This window comes from Variovorax sp. GW822-FHT04E09 (assembly GCF_058800845.1).
This window is the reverse complement of record NZ_JBXAMR010000005.1, coordinates 199,717-217,590: the sequence shown is the minus strand read 5'-3', so window position 1 is coordinate 217,590 and position 17,874 is coordinate 199,717. Positions and strand designations below refer to the sequence as shown.

Sequence of the window (17,874 nt, the reverse complement as noted above, 5' to 3'; positions counted from 1 at the left end):
AAACAAAAACCCGGCCAGGCGGCCGGGTCGGTGTTGTTTTTACCTGTAGCCGGATTCGTTGGCGTTGTGAATGATCCAGATCAGGTTGCCGCTGCTGAAATCGCCCATGCCGCCGCCCGCGAAGATCAGGCGGCCCTGGCCCTTATAGGTCATCTCGAAGCGGTGGCGATCGCTGCCGAAATAGAACGGAATCCAGGCCTTGCCGGTGATGTACGCACCCTGGTCGGTGGGCTGGCCGGCGAGGTCGGTGACCTGCTTGGTGCTCATGCCGATCTGCAGGCGCGTGAACTTGCTGTTGCGCGCCGGGTTGCCGGTGATCTCGCCTTCGAAACCGTTCAGGCCCTTGACGGTGCGGCCGCTGCCGGCCTCGACCTTGGAAGAATCGACCACGTTGCCGCGTGCGTCCATGCCGGCCTTCGAACCGCTGGGCGCCGCAGGCGCGGCGGCGGCCGGGGCGGGTGCCGGTGCAGCGGCGGGCTGGCTGCCCGAACCGCCGCGCGATGCGCAACCGGCTGTGGCCAGCGCGACCACGGCGGTCGCGGCCCACAGCACGGCGGGCGAATTGATCCTGTTCCCCATTGAAATGCTCCTTGATTCGTCGTTCGCAAAAAGGAGCGCAGCTTAGCAACCGAATGAAACAGCCGGCAAGTGCCGAAAGTCCTAAGCCGTTCCACCTACCGTCAGGCCGTCGATGCGAAGGGTCGGCTGGCCGACGCCCACGGGCACGCTCTGGCCTTCCTTGCCGCAGGTGCCGACGCCCGAATCGAGCGCCATGTCGTCGCCGATCATGGTCACGCGGGTGAGCGCGTCGGGGCCGTTGCCCACGATGGTCGCGCCCTTCACCGGGTACTGGATCTTGCCGTTCTCGACCCAGAAGGCCTCGCTGGCCGAGAACACGAACTTGCCGCTCGTGATGTCGACCTGCCCACCGCCGAAGTTGGTGGCGTACAGGCCCTTCTTGATGCTGGCGACGATTTCCTGCGGGTCCTTGTCGCCGCCGAGCATGTAGGTGTTGGTCATGCGCGGCATCGGCACGTGGGCGTAGCTCTCGCGGCGGCCGTTGCCCGTGGGCTTGACCTTCATGAGGCGCGCGTTCATCGAATCCTGGATGTAGCCCTTGAGGATGCCGTCCTCGATCAGCACGTTGCGCTGGCTGGCGTGGCCTTCGTCGTCCACGTTGAGCGAGCCGCGGCGGTCGGCGATGGTGCCGTCGTCGAGCACCGTGACGCCCTTGGCCGCCACGCGCTGGCCGATGCGGCCCGAGAACGCGCTCGAGCCCTTGCGGTTGAAGTCGCCCTCCAGGCCGTGGCCGATGGCTTCGTGCAACAGGATGCCGGGCCAGCCCGAACCGAGCACCACCGTCATCTCGCCGGCCGGGGCCGGACGGGCGTCGAGGTTGGTCAGCGCGGCCTTCACGGCGTGGTCGACGTACTCGGCGATCTGCGCGTCGGTGAAGTAGGCCAGGCCGAAACGCCCGCCGCCGCCGCCCGAGCCGACCTCGCGGCGCCCGTTCTGCTCTGCGATCACGGTGACCGACAGCCGCACCAGCGGCCGCACGTCGGCGGCCAGCGTGCCGTCGGCGCGCGCCACCATCACCACGTCGTACTCGCTGGCCAGGCCGGCCATGACCTGCGCCACGCGCGGATCGCGCGAGCGGGCGAGCTGCTCGACCTTCTCGAGCAGCTTCACCTTGGCCGTGCTGTCGAGCGTGGCAATGGGGTCGATGCCGCCGTAGAGCGAGCGGCTGGAGGCGATCTTGCGCGGCACGGTCTTCACACGCGCGGTGCGACCGGCGGAAGAAATGGAACGCACCGTGCGCGCCGCGTCGAGCAGCGAGGCCTCGGAGATGTCGTCCGAATAGGCAAAGGCGGTTTTCTCGCCGCTCACGGCGCGCACGCCGACGCCCTGGTCGATGCTGAAGCTGCCGGTCTTGACGATGCCTTCCTCGAGGCTCCAGCCCTCGCTGCGGGTGTACTGGAAGTACAGGTCGGCATCGTCCACGCGGTGCGCGGTGATCTCGGCCAGGGCCTTGCTCAGGTGCGATTCGTCCAGGCCGAACGGCGTGAGCAGGAGCTGTTGCGCCGTGGCGAGGCGCTCGATGGTGGGTTCGCGGGAGATCATGACTGCCATTCTAGGCAGCCGCCCCCGTCCGTGCCGCCCCGGGGGGCTCTAGTTCTGGGCGAGTTTGCGGGCCCGCGCGATCGACATCAGGATGCCCAGCCCCAGCCCCAGCGTGACCATGGCGGTGCCGCCGTAGCTGATGAAAGGCAGCGGCACGCCCACCACCGGCAGGATGCCGCTGACCATGCCCATGTTCACGAAGGCGTAGGTGAAGAAGATCATGGTCACCGCCCCGGCCAGCAGGCGCGAGAACAGCGTGGGCGCGTTCAGCGCGATGGTCAGCCCGCGGAAGATCAGCAGGATGAAGGCCGCGATCAGCGCCAGGTTGCCGATCAGGCCGAATTCCTCGGAGTACGCCGCGAAGATGAAGTCGGTGGTGCGCTCGGGAATGAATTCGAGGTGCGTCTGCGTGCCCTGCATGAAGCCCTTGCCGCCCACGCCGCCCGAGCCGATGGCGATCATCCCCTGGATGATGTGGAAGCCCTTGCCCAGCGGGTCCTTGCTCGGGTCGAGCAGCGTGCACACGCGCTGCTTCTGGTAGTCGTGCAGCACGCGCCAGTCGACACCGTCGACGCACAGCTGCGACTCGAAACCCACGATCAGCGTGATGGCCACCGCGCCGAGCACCACCGGCGGCACGATCAGCTTCCACGGCAGCCCGGCAAAGAAGATCACCGCCAGCCCGGCCGCCAGCACCAGCAGCGAGGTGCCCAGGTCGGGCTGCTTCATGATGAGCCCGACGGGCACCGCCAGCAGCAGCGTCGCCACCACGAAGTCGAGCGGGCGCAGCTGGCCTTCGCGGCGCTGGAACCACCAGGCCAGCATCAGCGGCATCGCGATCTTGAGGATTTCGCTGGGCTGGATCACCACGCCCACGTTGATCCAGCGCTGGGCGCCCTTCTTGGTGATGCCGAACAGCGCCACCGCGATCAGCAGCGCCACCCCGGCCGCATACAGCGGCACGGCGAAGGCCATGAGCCGCTGCGGCGGCACCTGCGCCACCACGAACATGATGCCGCCGGCCAGCAGCATGTTGCGGCCATGGTCGAGAAAGCGCGTGCCATGGTCGTAGCCGGAGGAATACATGGTGAGCAGCCCGGCAAAGGCGAGCAGCATCACGGCAAAGGCCAGGAAGCCGTCGAAGCCCTGGAAGATGGGCGCAATGCGACGCGCCAGGGAGGGCTGGTTGAACACGGCAGACATGATGGGGGCGGATTATCCCCGCCCCGCCCGCCCCTTCAGTCGAAAACGAGCTGAACGACCGTGCGCCCCGGTCGGCTTTCGATCGCCAGCCGGGCGCCGATGGCGGCGGCGCGCTTCGACAGCGCCTCCGGCACCTCGGCGGCGTCGAAGCCCACGCCGTTGTCGATCACCCGCAAGCGCACGGCGCCGTCGCGCGCGTCGGCCTCGATGCGCAGCGCGCTCGCGTGGGCGTGCTGCAGCACGTTCGAGATGGCCTCGAACAGCAAGAACTGCAGCTGCCGCGTGGCGTGGGCGTCGAGCTGCGTCACCGGGGGCAGTTCGTCCACGCCCCATTCGAAGGCGATGTCCGCAGCGGCCAGCCGGGGTTCCAGCCGGTAGCGCAGCGCCGCCAGCAGCGCGCCGATGTCGCCGGGCGGCAGGTGGATGGAGTCGATCGACAGCTTGAGCTGGTCGAGCGAGTCGCGCAGCGTGCGCAGCAATTCCTCGGGGCTGGTCTGGCCCGACTGCAGCTGGCGGATCGCCGAGCTGATGTGCGAGCCTACGCCGTCGTGCATGTCGCGCAGGATGCGCTCGCGCTCGTGGGTGCGCGCCTGGTCGCGCGCCACCTCTTCCAGCTCGGCGTAGGTGGAAGCGAGTTCGCGTTCGCGCTGCGCCACCCGGTCGGCCAGCGTCTTGACCCAGCCGCGCGCCTGCACGCTCGCGAAGTGGAAGCGCCGCAGCACGATCAGCAGCAGCGCCACGCCGAACATCACCGAGGAATAGCGCACCCAGGTGGTCTCGCCGTAGGCGTCGCTCAGGCGGATCACCAGCCAGTCGCGCGTGCCAAAGGCCACCGTGACCAGCGCGGCGCCAGCCACCAGCAGCCGCTCGACGCTGGGCCGGCGCACCGTGGCGACGGCAAAGGCGGCCACGAAGCCGAGGACGATCGTGATCTCGACCGCCAGCCAGGCCGTGAGCCAGCGCGGCTCCTCGCGGTTCAGCGCCAGCCAGGTGAACACCACGGTGCCGGCCACCACGGCCGCCGTCGGCCAGCGCATCCAGCGTGTGCGCGGGCTCTGCGCCCAGTCGGCGAGGTGATAGCAGAACATCATGGCGGACGCGGCCCAGCCCGCGTAGCAGCCGGCCATCAGCACGCCCCACAGCTGCCACGGCAGCGGCGGCTCGGGAATCATGGCGTCGGCCACCCGCAGCGCCCAGCAGAACTCGGCGACCGCGGCCCAGAAGTAGAGAGCGTCGCGCTGGCGGCGGCCGGTCGCGCCGGTGTCGACCTGGGTGAACCACAGCGCCAGCGCGATGCTGCCGACGATGAGGCTGAACGCCGTCAGCAGCACCGACCCCGTGAAGCGCCAGGCGTAGGCACCTTCGAACAACGCGGTGCGCACCGGCGTCGCCGGCCCGATGGTGACGCGCGACAGGCCGGCACGCCGTTCGCTGTCCGCGCGGATGCGGATCTGCAGCAGGTTCTCGCCCTCTTTCAGCAGCCGCCCGGGCACCGGCACGTAGACGGGGGCCTTGGCGTAGTCGGCGCGGTTGCCCTGGCCGAGGTCGCCGTAAGACTGCAGCAGCGCGCCATTGAGCTGCACCTCGAAGACGCTGCCGGCGCGGGGAATGAAGACGCCCCAGGGCACCTCGGGCAGGGTTTCGACCCGGAACGGCAGCTCGAAGCTCGCGAAGCCGGTGCGGCCGCGGTGCCGACGGTCCCAGTGGTAGGACAGGTCGACCGCTTCGGTCTGCACGACACCGTCGATGGTGGTGGTCACCCTGGCGTGGCGCAGTTCGATCGGCCCCTGCGCCTCCCCTGCAGCGGCGCCCCCCGCGGCGAACAGCGCCGCCAGCCCGAGCAGGCACAGGAACGCCAGCCGCCGCAGCATCCGCCCTCAGCCCGGGTGGGACAGCAGGCCGAGGCGCGTGGCCTCGAACACCGCTTCGCTCTTGGAATGCACCGCGAGCTTGCCGTAGAGGTTCTTGATGTGGGTCTGCACCGTGTGCACGCTCAGGCCCTTGAGGCGCGCGATCTCGGCGTACGAGAAGCCGCGCGCGATCAGCGTCAGCACCTCGTGCTCGCGCGCCGAGAGCAGGCCGCGGTCGGCCTCGTCGAGCGCCGTCTCCGCCGGCGCCGCGCCAGTGGTGCCCGGCACGGCGGCCTGCAGGCTGCGGTACTTGGCGAGCACGCGGCGCGCGATCATGGGCGAGATCGGCGAGGCGCCGGCCTTCATCTCGACGATGGTCTGCGCGATGTCTTCCGGTGCGGCGTCCTTGTGGATGTAGCCGACGGCGCCGGCCTCGATGCTGGCCAGCACGTTCTCCTCGTCGCCGAAGACCGACACCACCAGCGGCTCGCAGCCGGGAAAGCGCGCAACGGCATCGCGAATCACGTCCAGGCCGGTGCCGTCGGGCATGCCGAGGTCGACCAGCAGCACGTCGGGGATGGTCGCGGTCGCGGCCAGCCAGCTACGCGCTTCCTGCACCGTGCCGGCGCTGCCGAGCCAGAACAGGCGCGGGCTGCGCTGCACGCTGGCCTCGAAGAAGGCGCGTGCGCGGCTGTCGTCCTCGACCACGAGCACGCCCCAGCGGCGTGGCATCCCGTCATCCTGTACCTCGGTATTCATGGGATGAAGCATAAGCCTGGGCACCCACCGCCACGTGGGGCCTGCCTCCCTCGTTCATGGGATGCCCCCTGCCAGATGCGTCACGAAACTTGTCTCTTCTTTCTCCCCTTGCGCCGCACCGCCGCCCCCTGCGCGGCCGCACCGTGAATACTTTCGAATTCCAGCCACGCCCTCGCGGCCTTTTCAGGGGCCGATTCGCAGGGATTTGTGGGGTCACCGCGCCGTGAGCGGCGCAGACCTCATGCAAAATTGTCTGAATCCGGCCACGGGGCGCGACCAGCGCACCCCAGTCACCTCCTCCCATGGAACCGCAAACCACCCATCTGTTGTATCTGCACGGCTTCCGCTCGTCGCCCCGCTCGACCAAGGCGCGGCTGGTGGCGAAGCACGTGGCGCGCGAGCACCCGAACCTGGAGTGGTGGTGCCCGCAGCTGCCGCCGTCGCCGCACGATGCGATCGACATGGTGATGAAGGGCATCGCGCACTGGCCGCGCAAGTCGATGGCGGTGATCGGTTCGTCGCTGGGCGGTTTCTACGCCACCTACGTCGCCGGCATGACCCGCTGCCGCGCCGTGCTGCTCAACCCCGCGGTGCACCCGGCGCGCGACCTCACGCGCTACATCGGCAGCCAGACCGCCTGGCACGACCCGGCCGAGCACTTCTACTTCCAGCCCGAGTTCATCCAGGAGCTGCGCGCCATGGAAATCGGTGCGCTCACGCGGCCCGAGCGCCTGTTCGCGATCATCGCCAAGGGCGACGAGGCGCTCGACTGGCACGAGATGTCGGCACGCTACCCCGACAGCCGCATCAAGCTGCTCGAGGGCGGCGACCATGCGCTGTCCGATTTCGAAAAAGCGCACCTCGACGACGTGATGGCCTTCATCAACCCCGTCTAGCGTCCGCCCGGGCCCGGAAGGGCGTCCGATCCCGCGTGGGAGAATCGCCGGATGTTTGTATTGTTTGAAGAAGCCGGCAAATACCTCGGCGGCCGCATCCTGTCGGAAGCCGAAGCCTCGGCACAGGTCGAGCTCGAGACCGGCAAGCGCGTCAAGGTCAAGGGCGCCAACATCGTTCTGCGTTTCGAGAAACCGTCCCCGGCCGAGCTGATCGCCGAGGCGCGCACGCTCGCCGCTGCCATGGACCTCGACCTCGCCTGGGAATTCGCAGCCGAAGGCGAGTTCGGCTTTGCCGACCTGGCCGCCGACTATTTCAGCGACAAGCCCTCGCTGGCGCAGCAGGCCGCCGCGCTGTTCGCGCTGTTCGAGGCGCCGCACTACTTCCGCCGCGCGGGCAAGGGGCGCTTCAAGAAGGCGCCGGCCGAGATCGTGCAGCAGGCGCTGGCCGCCATCGAGAAGAAGAAGGCCATCCAGGCGCAGATCGTCGAATGGGCGGGGCAACTGGCCGAGGGCGTGTGCCCGCCGCCGATCCGTGAGCAGCTCTACAAGATCCTGTTCAAGCCCGACAAGAACGCGCCCGAGTACAAGGCCGTGGTCGACGCCGCGCGCGCCACGCAGCGCCCGCCGCTCGATCTGCTGGAGCGCGCCGGCGCCATCGATTCGCCCTACCAGTTCCACTGGCGGCGCTTCCTGTTCGAGAACTTCCCCAAGGGCACCGGCTTTCCCGCGCTCGCGGCGCCGGCCGTCGCCGACGACCTGCCGCTGGCCGAAGGCGTGCGGGCCTTCTCGATCGACGATTCGCAAACCACCGAAATCGACGACGCGCTGTCCGTGCAGGGCATGGGCAGCGGCACCATCACGGTCGGTATCCACATCGCCGCGCCGGGCCTGGCGCTCACGCCGGGCAGCGCCATCGACGCCGTGGCGCGTGCGCGCATGTCCACCGTGTACATGCCGGGCTACAAGATCACCATGCTGCCCGACGAGGTGGTCGACACCTACACGCTGCTCGAAGGCGGCGACCGCCCGGCCGTGTCGCTCTATGCGCGCTTCGACGAAGCCACGCTCGAGTTGCAGGGCACCGAGACCAAGCTCGAACGCGTGCCGATCGTCGCCAACCTGCGCCACGACCAGCTCGACGCCGTCGTCACGCAGCCCTGGCTCGAAGACGCCACCTTCAACTCCGACAACACTCCCGACGCCGCCGCGAAGCTGCGCGCGCCGCTCTCCTTCCTGTTCCGCCTGGCCAAGCACCTGAAGGCGCAGCGTGAAGTGGTGCGCGGCAAGCCCGAGAACTTCAGCCGGCCCGACTACAACTTCCGCCTCGTCGGCAACGACGGCGCCGAGCCCACCGGCAACGAGCAGGTGCAGATCAGCACGCGCCAGCGCGGCGCACCGCTCGACCTGATCGTGTCCGAGGCCATGATCCTGGCCAACAGCAGCTGGGGCGGCTGGCTCGGCGAGCTCGGCGTGCCGGGCCTGTACCGCAGCCAGGCCAGCCTGGCGCCCGGCATCAAGGTGCGCATGGGCACGCGCGCGCTGCCGCACGCGGGCCTGGGCGTGAAGAGCTACGCCTGGAGCACCTCGCCGCTGCGCCGCTACACCGACCTCGTGAACCAGTGGCAGATCATCGCGGCCGCGCGCCACGGCAAGACCGCCGCGCTGGCCGCGCCCTTCAAGCCGAAGGACGCCGACCTGTTCTCGATCCTCTCGGGCTTCGACGCGGCCTACGCCACGTACAACGCCTACCAGGGCGGCATGGAGCGCTTCTGGACGCTGAAGTACCTGCAGCAGCAGGGCATCACCGAGCTCGAGGCCACGGTCATCAAGGACATTCCCAACGGCGCGCTGGTGCGCGCCGACACGCTGCCGCTGGTGTTCCCGGTGGCCGGCCAGCAGGAGCGCGGCGCGCGCGTGCGCGTGAAGCTCGGCGAGATCGACGAGATCGCACTCGACGTGAGCGGCACCGTGCTCGAACGCTTCGACGTGCCGCAGGCCGATGCCGCAGCCGCTGACGGCAGCGAGGACGACGAGGAAGAAGTCGCCGGCCCGATCGCCATCGCGGTCGACCTGAGCGACACCGAGGCCGCACCCGACCCGACGACGACCACGCCTGCATGACCCCCGATCGAACGACCGGAGACACGCGACCCCTGGAGGAGTTTCGAGAATGAATCTCAAGGACCTCAGCACGCTGCAGATCGCTCTGGGCGTGTCGGTCATCGCGCATGCCGCGTTGCTCGCGGTGCGCTTCGTCGATCCCGAATCGTTCAACCGGGTCTTCAGCGAAACCCCGCTCGAAGTGATCCTGGTCAACAGCAAGACCAACGACAAGGCCGACCCCGCGGCCCGCGTGATGGCGCAGACCACGCTCGCGGGCGGCGGCGACCTCGACAAGGGTCGCGCCACCAGCCCGCTGCCGCCGTCGAGCTTCACCAACATGGGCGACTCGTTCGAGGAGTCGCGCCGCCAGGTCGAGGCCATGCAGGCCCAGCAGATGCAGATGCTGGCGCAGCTCAAGCGCGAACTGGCCGCCATGCCCGTGCCCGATCCGCGCCAGGCCGGCGATCCGACCGAGGCCGCCGCGCGCGAGGAAAAGCGCCGCCAGATGGTCGCGCTGCTCGCCGAGATCGAACGCCGTGTGAACGAGGAAAACGCGCGCCCCAAGAAGCGCTACCTGAGCCCCGCCACGCGCGAGGCCGCCTACGCGCTGTACGTCGACACGCTGCGCCGCCGCATCGAGGTCAAGGGCACCGAGAACTTCCCGACCGCGGCCGGCAAGAAGCTCTACGGCGAACTCAAGATGACCGTCACCATCAACCACGACGGGCGCGTGCTCGACACCGTGGTCGACGAAAGCTCAGGCAACACCACGCTCGATCGCCGTGCCCAGGCCATCGTGCGCAGCGTCGGCAACTTCGGCAAATTCACCGACGCGATGCGCAAGCAGACCGACCAGATCGTGCTGCAGTCGCGCTTCAAGTTCACGCGCGACGAGACCATCGAGCTGTCGTCTCAGTAACCCCCACAGCAGAACACGGAACACCGGCCATGGATCAGTACTGCGTCATGGGCAACCCCGTCGAGCACAGCCGCTCGCCCCGCATCCACGCACGTTTTGCCGAACTCTGCGGCCAGCCCATGGCCTACGGCCGGCGCCTGGTGCCGATCGGCGCCTTCGCCGAAGGCATCGCCGCCTTCCGCAGCGAAGCGGCTGCACAAGGCAACACCGCGCGCGGCTGCAACGTCACCGTGCCCTTCAAGTTCGACGCGGCCTCGCTCGCGCAGCACACCAGCGAGCGCGCCACGTTGGCGCAGGCCGTGAACACGCTGCGCTTCGAGGCCGACGGCAGCATCCACGCCGACAACACCGACGGCATCGGCCTGGCCAACGACATCGTGCGCAACGCCGGCGTGCCGCTGGCGGGCCGGTCGCTGCTACTGATCGGCGCCGGCGGCGCGGCGGCAGGCGTGCTCGGGCCGCTGCTCGACGCGGGCACCGCGCACGTCGTGGTGGCCAACCGCACGCTCGACAAAGCCATCGCGCTGGTGCAGCGCCACGCGGCGCTCGCGCTGCGCCACGGCGCCACGCTCGAGGCCTGGGCGCTCGACGACGTGCCGGGCGACTTCGACGTGGTGGTCAACGCCACCGCCTCCAGCCTCGCGGGCGCCGCGGTGCCCGTGCGCGCGCAGGTGCTGCGTCCCGGCGCGCTGGCCGTCGACATGATGTACGGCCCCGCCGCCGCAGGCTTCATGGCCTGGGCCGAAGCGCACGGCGCGGTCGCGCGCGACGGCCTCGGCATGCTGGTGGAACAGGCCGCCGAAGCTTTCGAATTCTGGCGCGGCGTGCGCCCGCCGTCGGCGCAGGTGCTGGCCGAGCTGCGCGCCTCGCTCGCCGCCGGCGCATGAAGGGCCTGCTGCGCCTGATCGCCTGCCTCGTGGTGGCGGGCCTGGCGCTCGAACTCTTCTTCGTGGTGCGCATCGCGGCCATGGCGGTGATCGATCCGCAGAGCACGGCCTTCCAACGCTCCGAAGCCTGGCGCGTCGCCCTCTCGCAGGGCCGCGACGGCGGATGGCGCCAGGACTGGGTGCCGTACACGCAGATCAACGACACCCTCAAGCGCGCCGTGATCGCGAGCGAAGACGCCGGCTTCGTCGACCACAACGGCGTCGAGTGGGAAGCCATCGAGCGGGCGCGCCAGCGCAACGCCCGCGCCGAGCAGCTGGCCGCCAAGCGCATGGCGCGCGCAGCGGCGCGCGGCAAGCCGGTGCAGCCGGCCCCGCTGCGCGGCGGCTCCACCATCACGCAGCAGCTCGCGAAGAACCTGCTGCTGTCGGGCGAGCGCACCATGCTGCGCAAGGGCCAGGAGCTGGTGCTCGCCACGCTGCTCGAGGTGCTGCTCGACAAGCGGCGCATCCTCGAGATCTACCTGAACAACGTCGAATGGGGCGAAGGCGTGTTCGGCGCCGAGGCCGCCGCGCAGTACTACTTCAGGAAGCCGGCCGCGCGCCTGAGTTCCTACGAGGCCGCGCGCCTGGCCGTGATGCTGCCGAGCCCGAAGTTCTTCGAGCGGCGGCCCAACTCCTCGTACATCAACGGACGGGCATCGACGATCGTGGCGCGGATGCCGGCGGTCGACCTGCCCTGAGCTTGCGCACCGCGCCCTCCACCGCCAGCACCGCGACGAAGCCGATCGCGTAGGCCAGCACGTCCCACCAGTCGGCGGTGGCGCCGAGCACGATGCGCAGCGCGCGGTTCGGAATGTGCAGGTGCCAGGTCGACGCAAGGAACTGCCCGAGTTCCACCAGCAGCCCCACGCCGAAGGCCGCCAGCGCGAGCGGCAGCACGCGCGCGGCGACGAAGGTCTTGAACACCACGTACACCCACGCCACGGCCAGCACGTCACCGAAGAAGCTTCGCACCCAGCCCCAGCGCGCGCCGACGGTGGCCAGCAGCACGAGCAACACGAAAAGGGCCACCGCCCACGCCAGGGAAAGAAGATCGAATCGCCATCGCATGGCCCGTATCATCGCCTCCATATGCTGGCAAAGCTCACAGGTTGGTTGCTGCTGGGAATCGTCCGATTGCTCACCGGCGCGCAGGCGCGCTGGTACGGCTGTCCACCGAAGGCCGAGCAGCGCATCTACTTCGCGAATCACCAGAGCCACGCGGACCTCGTGATGATCTGGGCCGCGCTGCCCGAAGAGCTGCGCAGCATCACGCGGCCCATCGCGGCACGCGACTACTGGGCCAACACGCCGGTCAAGCGCTGGATCACGACGGAGGTGTTCAACGCGGTGTATGTGGAGCGGGCGGCCACGGGGGCTGCACCGGTTGCCCCGCCGCCGGAAGCACCGCCTCAGGCACCGCCACCCGCGGCGCCCATCGCCCCGGCCGAGCGCATCGAGCCCTCGATGGAGCCGCTGCTGCCGATCGAAACGGTGGTTCACGCACCAGCTGCCGAAGGCCCGCAGGAGATTCAGGGCCAGCTCGACCTTCCCGCGCCCCCGCCGCCCCCACCACCGGTCGCTCCGCCGCCTGCGATCGAACCCGAGGCGCCAGCCACTACACCCGAGCCCCCCGCCGCAGACCCACTCGCCCCGCTCATCGACGCGCTGCGCAGCGGCGACTCGATCATCATCTTCCCCGAAGGCACGCGCGGCCACACCGGCGAGCCGCAGAAATTCAAGTCGGGCCTGTATGCGCTGGCGACGATGTTCCCCGACGTGGTGCTCGTGCCGGCCTGGATCGACAACGTGCAGCGCGTGATGCCCAAGGGCGAGATCGTGCCCGTGCCCATCCTGTGCTCCGTCACCTTCGGCGCGCCGATCCGCGTCGAGGACGGCGAAGAGCGCCGCCCTTTCCTCGACCGCGCCCGCGCCGCCGTGATCGCCTTGCGCGACGTCTGAAGGTATGAACCAGTTCCTGCGCAGCCTCAGCCCGACCCAGCAGGTCGCGGCCCTTTTCCTGATCGTCTTCGGCCTGCTCTTCATCGTGAGCACCGCCGTCTTCTTCCTGAGCTTCAAGGAGCGGCGCAACCCGGTGCACGACGAATCGTGGCAGGCCGAGCTGGCGCATTTCCGCGCGCTGCTGGGCACCACCTGGTTCATGGTGATCGTGTTCTGGATCGGCTGGGCGCTGGGCGAAACGGTGGCCACCGTGCTGTTCGCGCTGATCGCGTTCTTTGCGCTGCGCGAGTTCATCACGCTCTCGCCGACGCGGCGCGGCGACCACCGCAGCCTGATCCTCGCGTTCTTCGTGGTGCTGCCGATCCAGTTCTGGCTGGTGGCCACCGCGCGCTTCGACCTGTTCACGGTGTTCATCCCGGTCTACGTGTTCCTCGCCATTCCGGTGGCGAGCGCGCTGGCGAACGACCCGAGCCATTTCCTCGAGCGCAACGCCAAGCTGCAGTGGGGCATCATGGTCTGCGTCTACGGCATGAGCCACGTGCCCGCGCTGCTGCTGCTGACCTTCCCGGGCTACGAAGGCAAGAGCGCGTTCCTCGTGTTCTTTCTGGTGTTCGTGGTGCAGACCTCGGTGCTGGTGCAGCACCTGATCTCGCGGCGCATGCAGCGCACGCCGTTCGCGCCGAACGTGAGCCGCAGCTTCAACTGGACCAGCTGGGGCGTCGGCATCGTCGTGGCCAGCCTGGTGGGCGCGCTGTTCTCGTTCATCACGCCGTTCAAGTTCGGGCAGGCGCTCGCGGTGTCGATCATTGCCTGCGTCGCGGGCTCCATGGGCCACCTCGTGATGAAGGCGCTCAAGCGCGACCGCGGCATTCCGAACTGGGGCCAGAAGGGCGTGGGCGTGACCGGCGCCAACGGCCTGCTCGACCGCGTCGACGCGCTGTGCTTCGCGGCGCCGATCTTCTTCCATTCGATCCGCTGGTACTTCAACGTCTGAAGCACCGGACGGGCGGCGGGCTATCAGACCTTGCGCCGCACCACGCGGTCGAAGGCCTGCTTCGCACGCCGCCCTAGAGCCCTCGTCTTCAGCGCCTGAAGCTCTCGCTTGAGCCGCGTGCGCTGCTCGGCCGAGAGCGCGGTGCCGAAGCGCCCGAGTGCCAGCTCCAGCGCCTCGCGCTGCGCCGCCACCCGGCCCTGCCGCCCTTCGGCCTCGGCCAGCCATTCGCAGGCATTGGCCACACGCCCGCGCAAGGCCGCGTCGCCCGACTCGCCGAAGCGCGCGATGAGCACGCGGTAGGCCTTGGCCTGGCCCGCCAGGTCGTCCATCTTGTCGAAGGCCTTGGCCTTGTTGATCAGCGACTTGGCGGCCCACAGCTGCAGCGCGCTGTCCCGCGCCATCGCCGTGCGCGCGATCACCTCGTCGTAGCTGACCACGGCCTCGGCGAAGCGGCCCGCGCGGCGCAGCACGGCCCCCTTGCGGAACAGCGCACCGGCCACGCGCGCGCGCAGGTCGGGCAGCTCGGAGTTGCCCCAGCGCGCAACGATCTCGTCGTGCACGCGCATCTCGTCCGCGGGCCGCGCGAGGCGGTCGAGCGCGGTGCTCTTGTATTGCAGGCACAGCGCCACCTGCGACTGCATCTCGGTGGAGGCATCAGCGCCGTAGCGCGCGTCCATCGCGTCGGCGGCCTCGACGACCTCGGCGAAGTGCTCGAGCGCCAGCAGGCAGAAGGTCTTGTGCGACAAGGCGCGCGCGCACTGGCGGCGCATCAGCGGGTGCGGCGAGGCGGCATGCGCGGCGAGCACCTCGTCGAACAGCGCGATGGCCTCGCGCGATGCGCCCGCGTCGCCGAGCTTGCGGCCTTCGCGGACGGTGTCGCACGCCGCATCGAAGAGCTCGGCCGGCAGCTCGCCGGCGTCGAGGCCGCCGGTCTTGCGCAGCCGCTTCAGGCAAGCCTCGCGCCCGGCCATGGCCTTCACGCGCAGCTCGCGCAGTTCGGGCGTGGCGCCGTCGCGCGACGCCGCCACGAGCGGCTCGTACACCGCAAGCGCCGCCTCGGGCCGCCCCAGCAGGTCGAGCAGCACGAAGCCCTTGTGCAGCAAGGTGGTGGCCACGGTGCGCTGCACCATGGCGTCGCTGTCGCGCGCGAAGGTGCCGAGCAGGCGCTCGCAGGCGGCCAGCGCGGCCTCGCCGTCGCCCTGGTCGCGCAGCCCCACGGCCCATTCGTGGGCGCGCACGGCCGCGAGGCGACGCACCTGCGCGGAGGCGTCATGGCCGTAGCGGTCGAGCAGCCAGCCGACCAGCTCGGCGCGGCGCGCGACCTCGTCGAGCCCAAGGCCGTCGAAGAACAGGGCCAGCGCGCGAACGCCTTCGAGCCGCAGCTCCGGCGCAGCCTCGGCCAGGCCGGTCTCGATCTGGTCGGCCACCTGCAGGCACAGCACCTGCGCCTGCGTGTGCTGCGCCAGTTCGCGCAGGTTGAGCACCGCGGCCAGCCGGGCCCGCGCCACGCGCAGGACCACGCCGGCGTCGGCGCTGCCCTCGAAGCGTTCGATGGCCGCTTCGAGCGTGGCCAATGCGTCCTGCGGCAGGCCGCGGTGGTGTTCGATCTCGGCCTTCAGCAGGCGCGCGTCGAGCCGCCACGCATCGAGCGCGGCGTCGGCCTGCGCGTCGAGCTGCTCGCTCATGAAGTCGCAGGCCTCGCAACGCGCCGCCGCGTCGTCGATGAGCCAGGTGCGCTGGTACAGCGCGTGGGCGATGTGCGCGCGGACCTCGGGCTCGCTGCGCCCGCCGTGCGCGGCCACCAGGCGGTCGAGCGTGGCCAGCGCGTCAGCCGGGCGATGCAGCTGGCGCAGCACGTGCGCGAGCAGCCGCAGCGCCTGGCAGCAGGGCACGACCACGGCGGCATCGGGCAGCGCACCGAACTCGGCGATCAGCCGGCTGCAGGCGGCGATCGCCTCGCGGCGGCGGCCGAGGTCGCTCAACAGCTCCGCCTGGCGGAAGCTCGCAGCGGCACGTTCGGCAGGAGATTGCTGCAGGTGCGCGGGCAAGGCCGGGGCGTCGTTCGATGGCTTCGGTTGCTGCTGCGCGGAGGACTCGACTACATTCACCTTCGCTTCCTTGTGTGGCGCGCCCCGCGCGGAGCGGGGCGGAATGCAAGAACGGCGGATTCTGCCCGCGATCCCCCACGCATCGCGCGCGAATTCGCACCTTCTTCAACCTTCCTCACCCAGGCTTAGGCCTTTACGCTTCCTTTTCATGCGGATCCTCGGCATCGACCCCGGTTTGCAGACCACCGGCTTCGGCGTGGTCGATGCGGACGGCCATGCGCTGCGCTACGTGGCCAGCGGCACCATCAGCACCCGGCACCTGGGCAGCGGCAACCTGCCGGCGCGCCTGAAGGTGCTGTTCGACGGCATCGGCGAGATCACGGCGCGCTACCAGCCCGAGGCGTCGGCGGTCGAAATCATCTTCGTCAACGTCAACCCGCAGTCGACGCTGCTGCTGGGCCAGGCGCGCGGCGCCTGCGTGACGGCGCTGGTGAGCCACAACCTCTCGGTGGCCGAGTACACGGCGCTGCAGATGAAGAAGGCCGTGGCCGGCCACGGCCAGGCCGCGAAGGCGCAGGTGCAGGAGATGGTCAAGCGCCTGCTCGACCTGCCCGGCCTGCCGGGCGCCGACGCGGCGGACGCGCTGGGCATCGCCATCACGCACGCGCAGGTCGGCCGTTCGATGGCGCGGCTCGCGGAGGCGGCCGAGCTGTCGAAGACCCACGCCGGCACCTACCGGCAAGGGCGTTCGCGCTGAGGCTTCAGCGCACGATGTAGCGCAGGTCGCCCAGGCGCCGGCGGCGTTCGCGCACCTCGGCGGCCACCGACACCGCATCGCCAGCCAACGCCCGCGCGATCCAGCCGGCCAGCTGCGGCATGTCCTCGGGCGTGAAGCCCAGCCGCACGATCTCGGGCACGCCCAGGCGCAGGCCGTTGATGTCGCCGTCGACTGGCGCGATCGGCAGGCCGATGCCGCAGGCCAGCAACCCGCCCTGGGCCAGCTGCTTCGCGGCGCGTTGCCCGCCGCCCCAGCGCGCAGCCTCGAGCGCGAACTGGTGCGACTGCGTGAAGCCGCGTGCCTTGGCGAACACCGGCAGGTCTAGCGCATCGAGCGCGCGTGCGAGCGCCTGCGCGGTGTCGCGCATCGCCGCCGCGTAGGCCGTGCCGTGCACCTTCCAGTCGAGCAGGCCACGCGCCAGCGCCGCGGTGCGGCCCGCGTCCGAGTTGGCCGTGAGGCCGGGGTAGGCGATGGCGTCGATGCGCGCCATCAGCGCCGCGTCGTTCGACACGATCAGCCCGCCGGCCGGGCCGCCCAGGCTCTTGTAGGTGCTCATCGTGATCGCGTGCGCGCCCTCTTCGAGTGGCTGCGGCCAGGCCTTGCCGGCCACCATGCCCGAGAGGTGCGCGGCATCGAAGAGCACCTTGGCGCCCACGCTGTCGGCCACCTCGCGGATCGCGGGCACCGGGTGCGGGAACAGGTTCAGGCTGCCGCCGATGGTGATGAGCTTGGGCTTCACCTCGCGCGCGAGCTTGGCCAGCGCCATCACGTCGACCGAGTAGCCGTCGGCATCGACCGGCGCCGGCACGGTCTTCAGGCCGTAGAGCCCGGCCGCGCCCGCCGCGTGGTGCGTCACATGGCCGCCGATGGCGGGCGGCGGCGCGATGATCGTGTCGCCGGGCTGGCAGGTCGCCATGAACACGTACAGGTTCGACAGCGCGCCCGAGCTCACGCGCACCTCGGCGAAGCGCGCGCCGAACACCTCGGCCGCCAGCTCGGCGGCAACGACCTCGATGCGCTCGATGGCTTCCAGCCCCATCTCGTACTTGTCGCCCGGATAGCCCAGCGACGGGCGCGAGCCCAGCCCGCGCGACAGCAGTGCCTCGGCGGCAGGGTTCATCACGTTGGTGGCGGGGTTGAGGTTCAGCCCGTCGACGTCATGGATGCGGTGGCTGTCGGCCACGAGGCGTTCGATCTCGGCGGCCACGCCCGCCGCGTCGCGCGCGGCGGCGTCGGCGGCGATGGCGAGCACGTGGTCCTCGCTGGCGGCGGGAACCCAGGAACGGCGGTGAAGGGCTGCGGGCATGCGGTGTCT

At 70.0% G+C, this 17,874-nt stretch carries 16 protein-coding genes; 8 read left to right on the top strand and 8 right to left on the bottom strand.

The window, feature by feature from the left end; genetic code table 11:
• Positions 1-39: 39 nt before the first annotated feature.
• The 5 genes from AC1RL8_RS21190 to AC1RL8_RS21170 all read right to left on the bottom strand — a co-directional run bounded on the left by AC1RL8_RS21190 (position 40) and on the right by AC1RL8_RS21170 (position 5,945).
• Complete coding sequence (locus AC1RL8_RS21190; RefSeq protein ID WP_062481228.1) at positions 40-579, bottom strand: hypothetical protein; 540 nt, start codon at positions 577-579, stop codon at positions 40-42.
• An 81-nt stretch (positions 580-660) separates the two neighbouring features.
• On the bottom strand, positions 661-2,121 hold the full coding sequence (gene tldD, locus AC1RL8_RS21185) for a metalloprotease TldD (RefSeq protein ID WP_492686289.1): 1,461 nt from the start codon (positions 2,119-2,121) through the stop codon (positions 661-663).
• 48 nt (positions 2,122-2,169) lie between these two features.
• Positions 2,170-3,324 carry a rod shape-determining protein RodA gene (gene rodA / locus AC1RL8_RS21180; protein WP_062481224.1) on the bottom strand — a complete coding sequence of 385 codons (1,155 nt, stop codon included), beginning with the start codon at positions 3,322-3,324 and terminating at the stop codon, positions 2,170-2,172.
• Positions 3,325-3,359: 35 nt separating this feature from the next.
• Positions 3,360-5,195: a sensor histidine kinase gene (locus AC1RL8_RS21175; RefSeq protein WP_492686290.1), complete on the bottom strand. Its 1,836-nt coding sequence runs from the start codon at positions 5,193-5,195 to the stop codon at positions 3,360-3,362.
• 6 nt (positions 5,196-5,201) lie between these two features.
• Positions 5,202-5,945 (bottom strand): response regulator transcription factor, encoded by a 744-nt coding sequence (locus tag AC1RL8_RS21170; RefSeq protein WP_307583042.1) that lies wholly within the window; start codon positions 5,943-5,945, stop codon positions 5,202-5,204.
• Positions 5,946-6,235: 290 nt separating this feature from the next.
• Between AC1RL8_RS21170 and AC1RL8_RS21165 the strand changes: the two genes are divergently transcribed.
• From AC1RL8_RS21165 to mtgA, 5 genes are read left to right on the top strand one after another with little or no spacing between them, the layout of a single operon-like run.
• Positions 6,236-6,829, top strand: coding sequence for a YqiA/YcfP family alpha/beta fold hydrolase (locus tag AC1RL8_RS21165; RefSeq protein WP_095743618.1), 594 nt, complete (start codon positions 6,236-6,238; stop codon positions 6,827-6,829).
• 51 nt (positions 6,830-6,880) lie between these two features.
• The gene (locus tag AC1RL8_RS21160; RefSeq protein WP_492686291.1) at positions 6,881-8,950 is read left to right on the top strand and encodes a ribonuclease catalytic domain-containing protein; all 2,070 of its coding nucleotides are present in this window, start codon (positions 6,881-6,883) and stop codon (positions 8,948-8,950) included.
• Positions 8,951-8,999: 49 nt separating this feature from the next.
• A complete protein-coding gene (locus tag AC1RL8_RS21155; protein WP_492686292.1) occupies positions 9,000-9,851 on the top strand; it encodes an energy transducer TonB in 852 nt (283 codons plus the stop codon).
• Between the two features lie 29 nt (positions 9,852-9,880).
• A complete protein-coding gene (aroE, locus tag AC1RL8_RS21150) occupies positions 9,881-10,738 on the top strand; it encodes a shikimate dehydrogenase (protein WP_492686293.1) in 858 nt (285 codons plus the stop codon).
• A complete protein-coding gene (gene mtgA, locus AC1RL8_RS21145; RefSeq protein WP_062474202.1) occupies positions 10,735-11,478 on the top strand; it encodes a monofunctional biosynthetic peptidoglycan transglycosylase in 744 nt (247 codons plus the stop codon). The genes aroE and mtgA overlap by 4 nt, the downstream gene beginning before the upstream one ends.
• Here mtgA and AC1RL8_RS21140 read toward each other — a convergent pair.
• Positions 11,423-11,860 (bottom strand): ribosomal maturation YjgA family protein, encoded by a 438-nt coding sequence (locus AC1RL8_RS21140; protein WP_307583343.1) that lies wholly within the window; start codon positions 11,858-11,860, stop codon positions 11,423-11,425. The genes mtgA and AC1RL8_RS21140 overlap by 56 nt on opposite strands.
• A gap of 9 nt (positions 11,861-11,869) precedes the next feature.
• Here AC1RL8_RS21140 and AC1RL8_RS21135 point away from each other — a divergent pair, with 9 nt between their 5' ends.
• Both AC1RL8_RS21135 and AC1RL8_RS21130 read left to right on the top strand, forming a co-directional pair.
• Entirely contained in the window at positions 11,870-12,739 is an 870-nt protein-coding gene (locus tag AC1RL8_RS21135) for a lysophospholipid acyltransferase family protein (protein WP_492686294.1), read from the top strand.
• A 4-nt stretch (positions 12,740-12,743) separates the two neighbouring features.
• Complete coding sequence (locus tag AC1RL8_RS21130; protein WP_095948182.1) at positions 12,744-13,733, top strand: phosphatidate cytidylyltransferase; 990 nt, start codon at positions 12,744-12,746, stop codon at positions 13,731-13,733.
• A 23-nt stretch (positions 13,734-13,756) separates the two neighbouring features.
• Here the strand turns inward: AC1RL8_RS21130 and AC1RL8_RS21125 are convergent, their stop codons facing one another.
• Positions 13,757-15,841: a tetratricopeptide repeat protein gene (locus AC1RL8_RS21125; protein WP_492686295.1), complete on the bottom strand. Its 2,085-nt coding sequence runs from the start codon at positions 15,839-15,841 to the stop codon at positions 13,757-13,759.
• 148 nt (positions 15,842-15,989) lie between these two features.
• Between AC1RL8_RS21125 and ruvC the strand changes: the two genes are divergently transcribed.
• The gene (gene ruvC, locus AC1RL8_RS21120) at positions 15,990-16,538 is read left to right on the top strand and encodes a crossover junction endodeoxyribonuclease RuvC (protein WP_062474210.1); all 549 of its coding nucleotides are present in this window, start codon (positions 15,990-15,992) and stop codon (positions 16,536-16,538) included.
• Positions 16,539-16,542: 4 nt separating this feature from the next.
• Here ruvC and AC1RL8_RS21115 read toward each other — a convergent pair whose 3' ends face one another.
• Positions 16,543-17,865 (bottom strand): alpha-methylserine aldolase, encoded by a 1,323-nt coding sequence (locus AC1RL8_RS21115; protein WP_492686296.1) that lies wholly within the window; start codon positions 17,863-17,865, stop codon positions 16,543-16,545.
• Between the last annotated feature and the right edge of the window lie 9 nt (positions 17,866-17,874).

Coding starts and splice junctions, on each gene's coding strand:
- AC1RL8_RS21155 (WP_492686292.1), top strand. CDS start 9,000: ATGAATCTCAAGGACCTCAGCACGCTGCAGATCGCTCTGGGCGTGTCG.
- AC1RL8_RS21175 (WP_492686290.1), bottom strand. CDS start 5,195: ATGCTGCGGCGGCTGGCGTTCCTGTGCCTGCTCGGGCTGGCGGCGCTG.
- tldD (WP_492686289.1), bottom strand. CDS start 2,121: ATGATCTCCCGCGAACCCACCATCGAGCGCCTCGCCACGGCGCAACAG.
- ruvC (WP_062474210.1), top strand. CDS start 15,990: ATGCGGATCCTCGGCATCGACCCCGGTTTGCAGACCACCGGCTTCGGC.
- AC1RL8_RS21190 (WP_062481228.1), bottom strand. CDS start 579: ATGGGGAACAGGATCAATTCGCCCGCCGTGCTGTGGGCCGCGACCGCC.
- AC1RL8_RS21165 (WP_095743618.1), top strand. CDS start 6,236: ATGGAACCGCAAACCACCCATCTGTTGTATCTGCACGGCTTCCGCTCG.
- AC1RL8_RS21115 (WP_492686296.1), bottom strand. CDS start 17,865: ATGCCCGCAGCCCTTCACCGCCGTTCCTGGGTTCCCGCCGCCAGCGAG.
- AC1RL8_RS21170 (WP_307583042.1), bottom strand. CDS start 5,945: ATGCTTCATCCCATGAATACCGAGGTACAGGATGACGGGATGCCACGC.
- AC1RL8_RS21140 (WP_307583343.1), bottom strand. CDS start 11,860: ATGATACGGGCCATGCGATGGCGATTCGATCTTCTTTCCCTGGCGTGG.
- AC1RL8_RS21160 (WP_492686291.1), top strand. CDS start 6,881: ATGTTTGTATTGTTTGAAGAAGCCGGCAAATACCTCGGCGGCCGCATC.
- mtgA (WP_062474202.1), top strand. CDS start 10,735: ATGAAGGGCCTGCTGCGCCTGATCGCCTGCCTCGTGGTGGCGGGCCTG.
- aroE (WP_492686293.1), top strand. CDS start 9,881: ATGGATCAGTACTGCGTCATGGGCAACCCCGTCGAGCACAGCCGCTCG.
- AC1RL8_RS21135 (WP_492686294.1), top strand. CDS start 11,870: ATGCTGGCAAAGCTCACAGGTTGGTTGCTGCTGGGAATCGTCCGATTG.
- rodA (WP_062481224.1), bottom strand. CDS start 3,324: ATGTCTGCCGTGTTCAACCAGCCCTCCCTGGCGCGTCGCATTGCGCCC.
- AC1RL8_RS21130 (WP_095948182.1), top strand. CDS start 12,744: ATGAACCAGTTCCTGCGCAGCCTCAGCCCGACCCAGCAGGTCGCGGCC.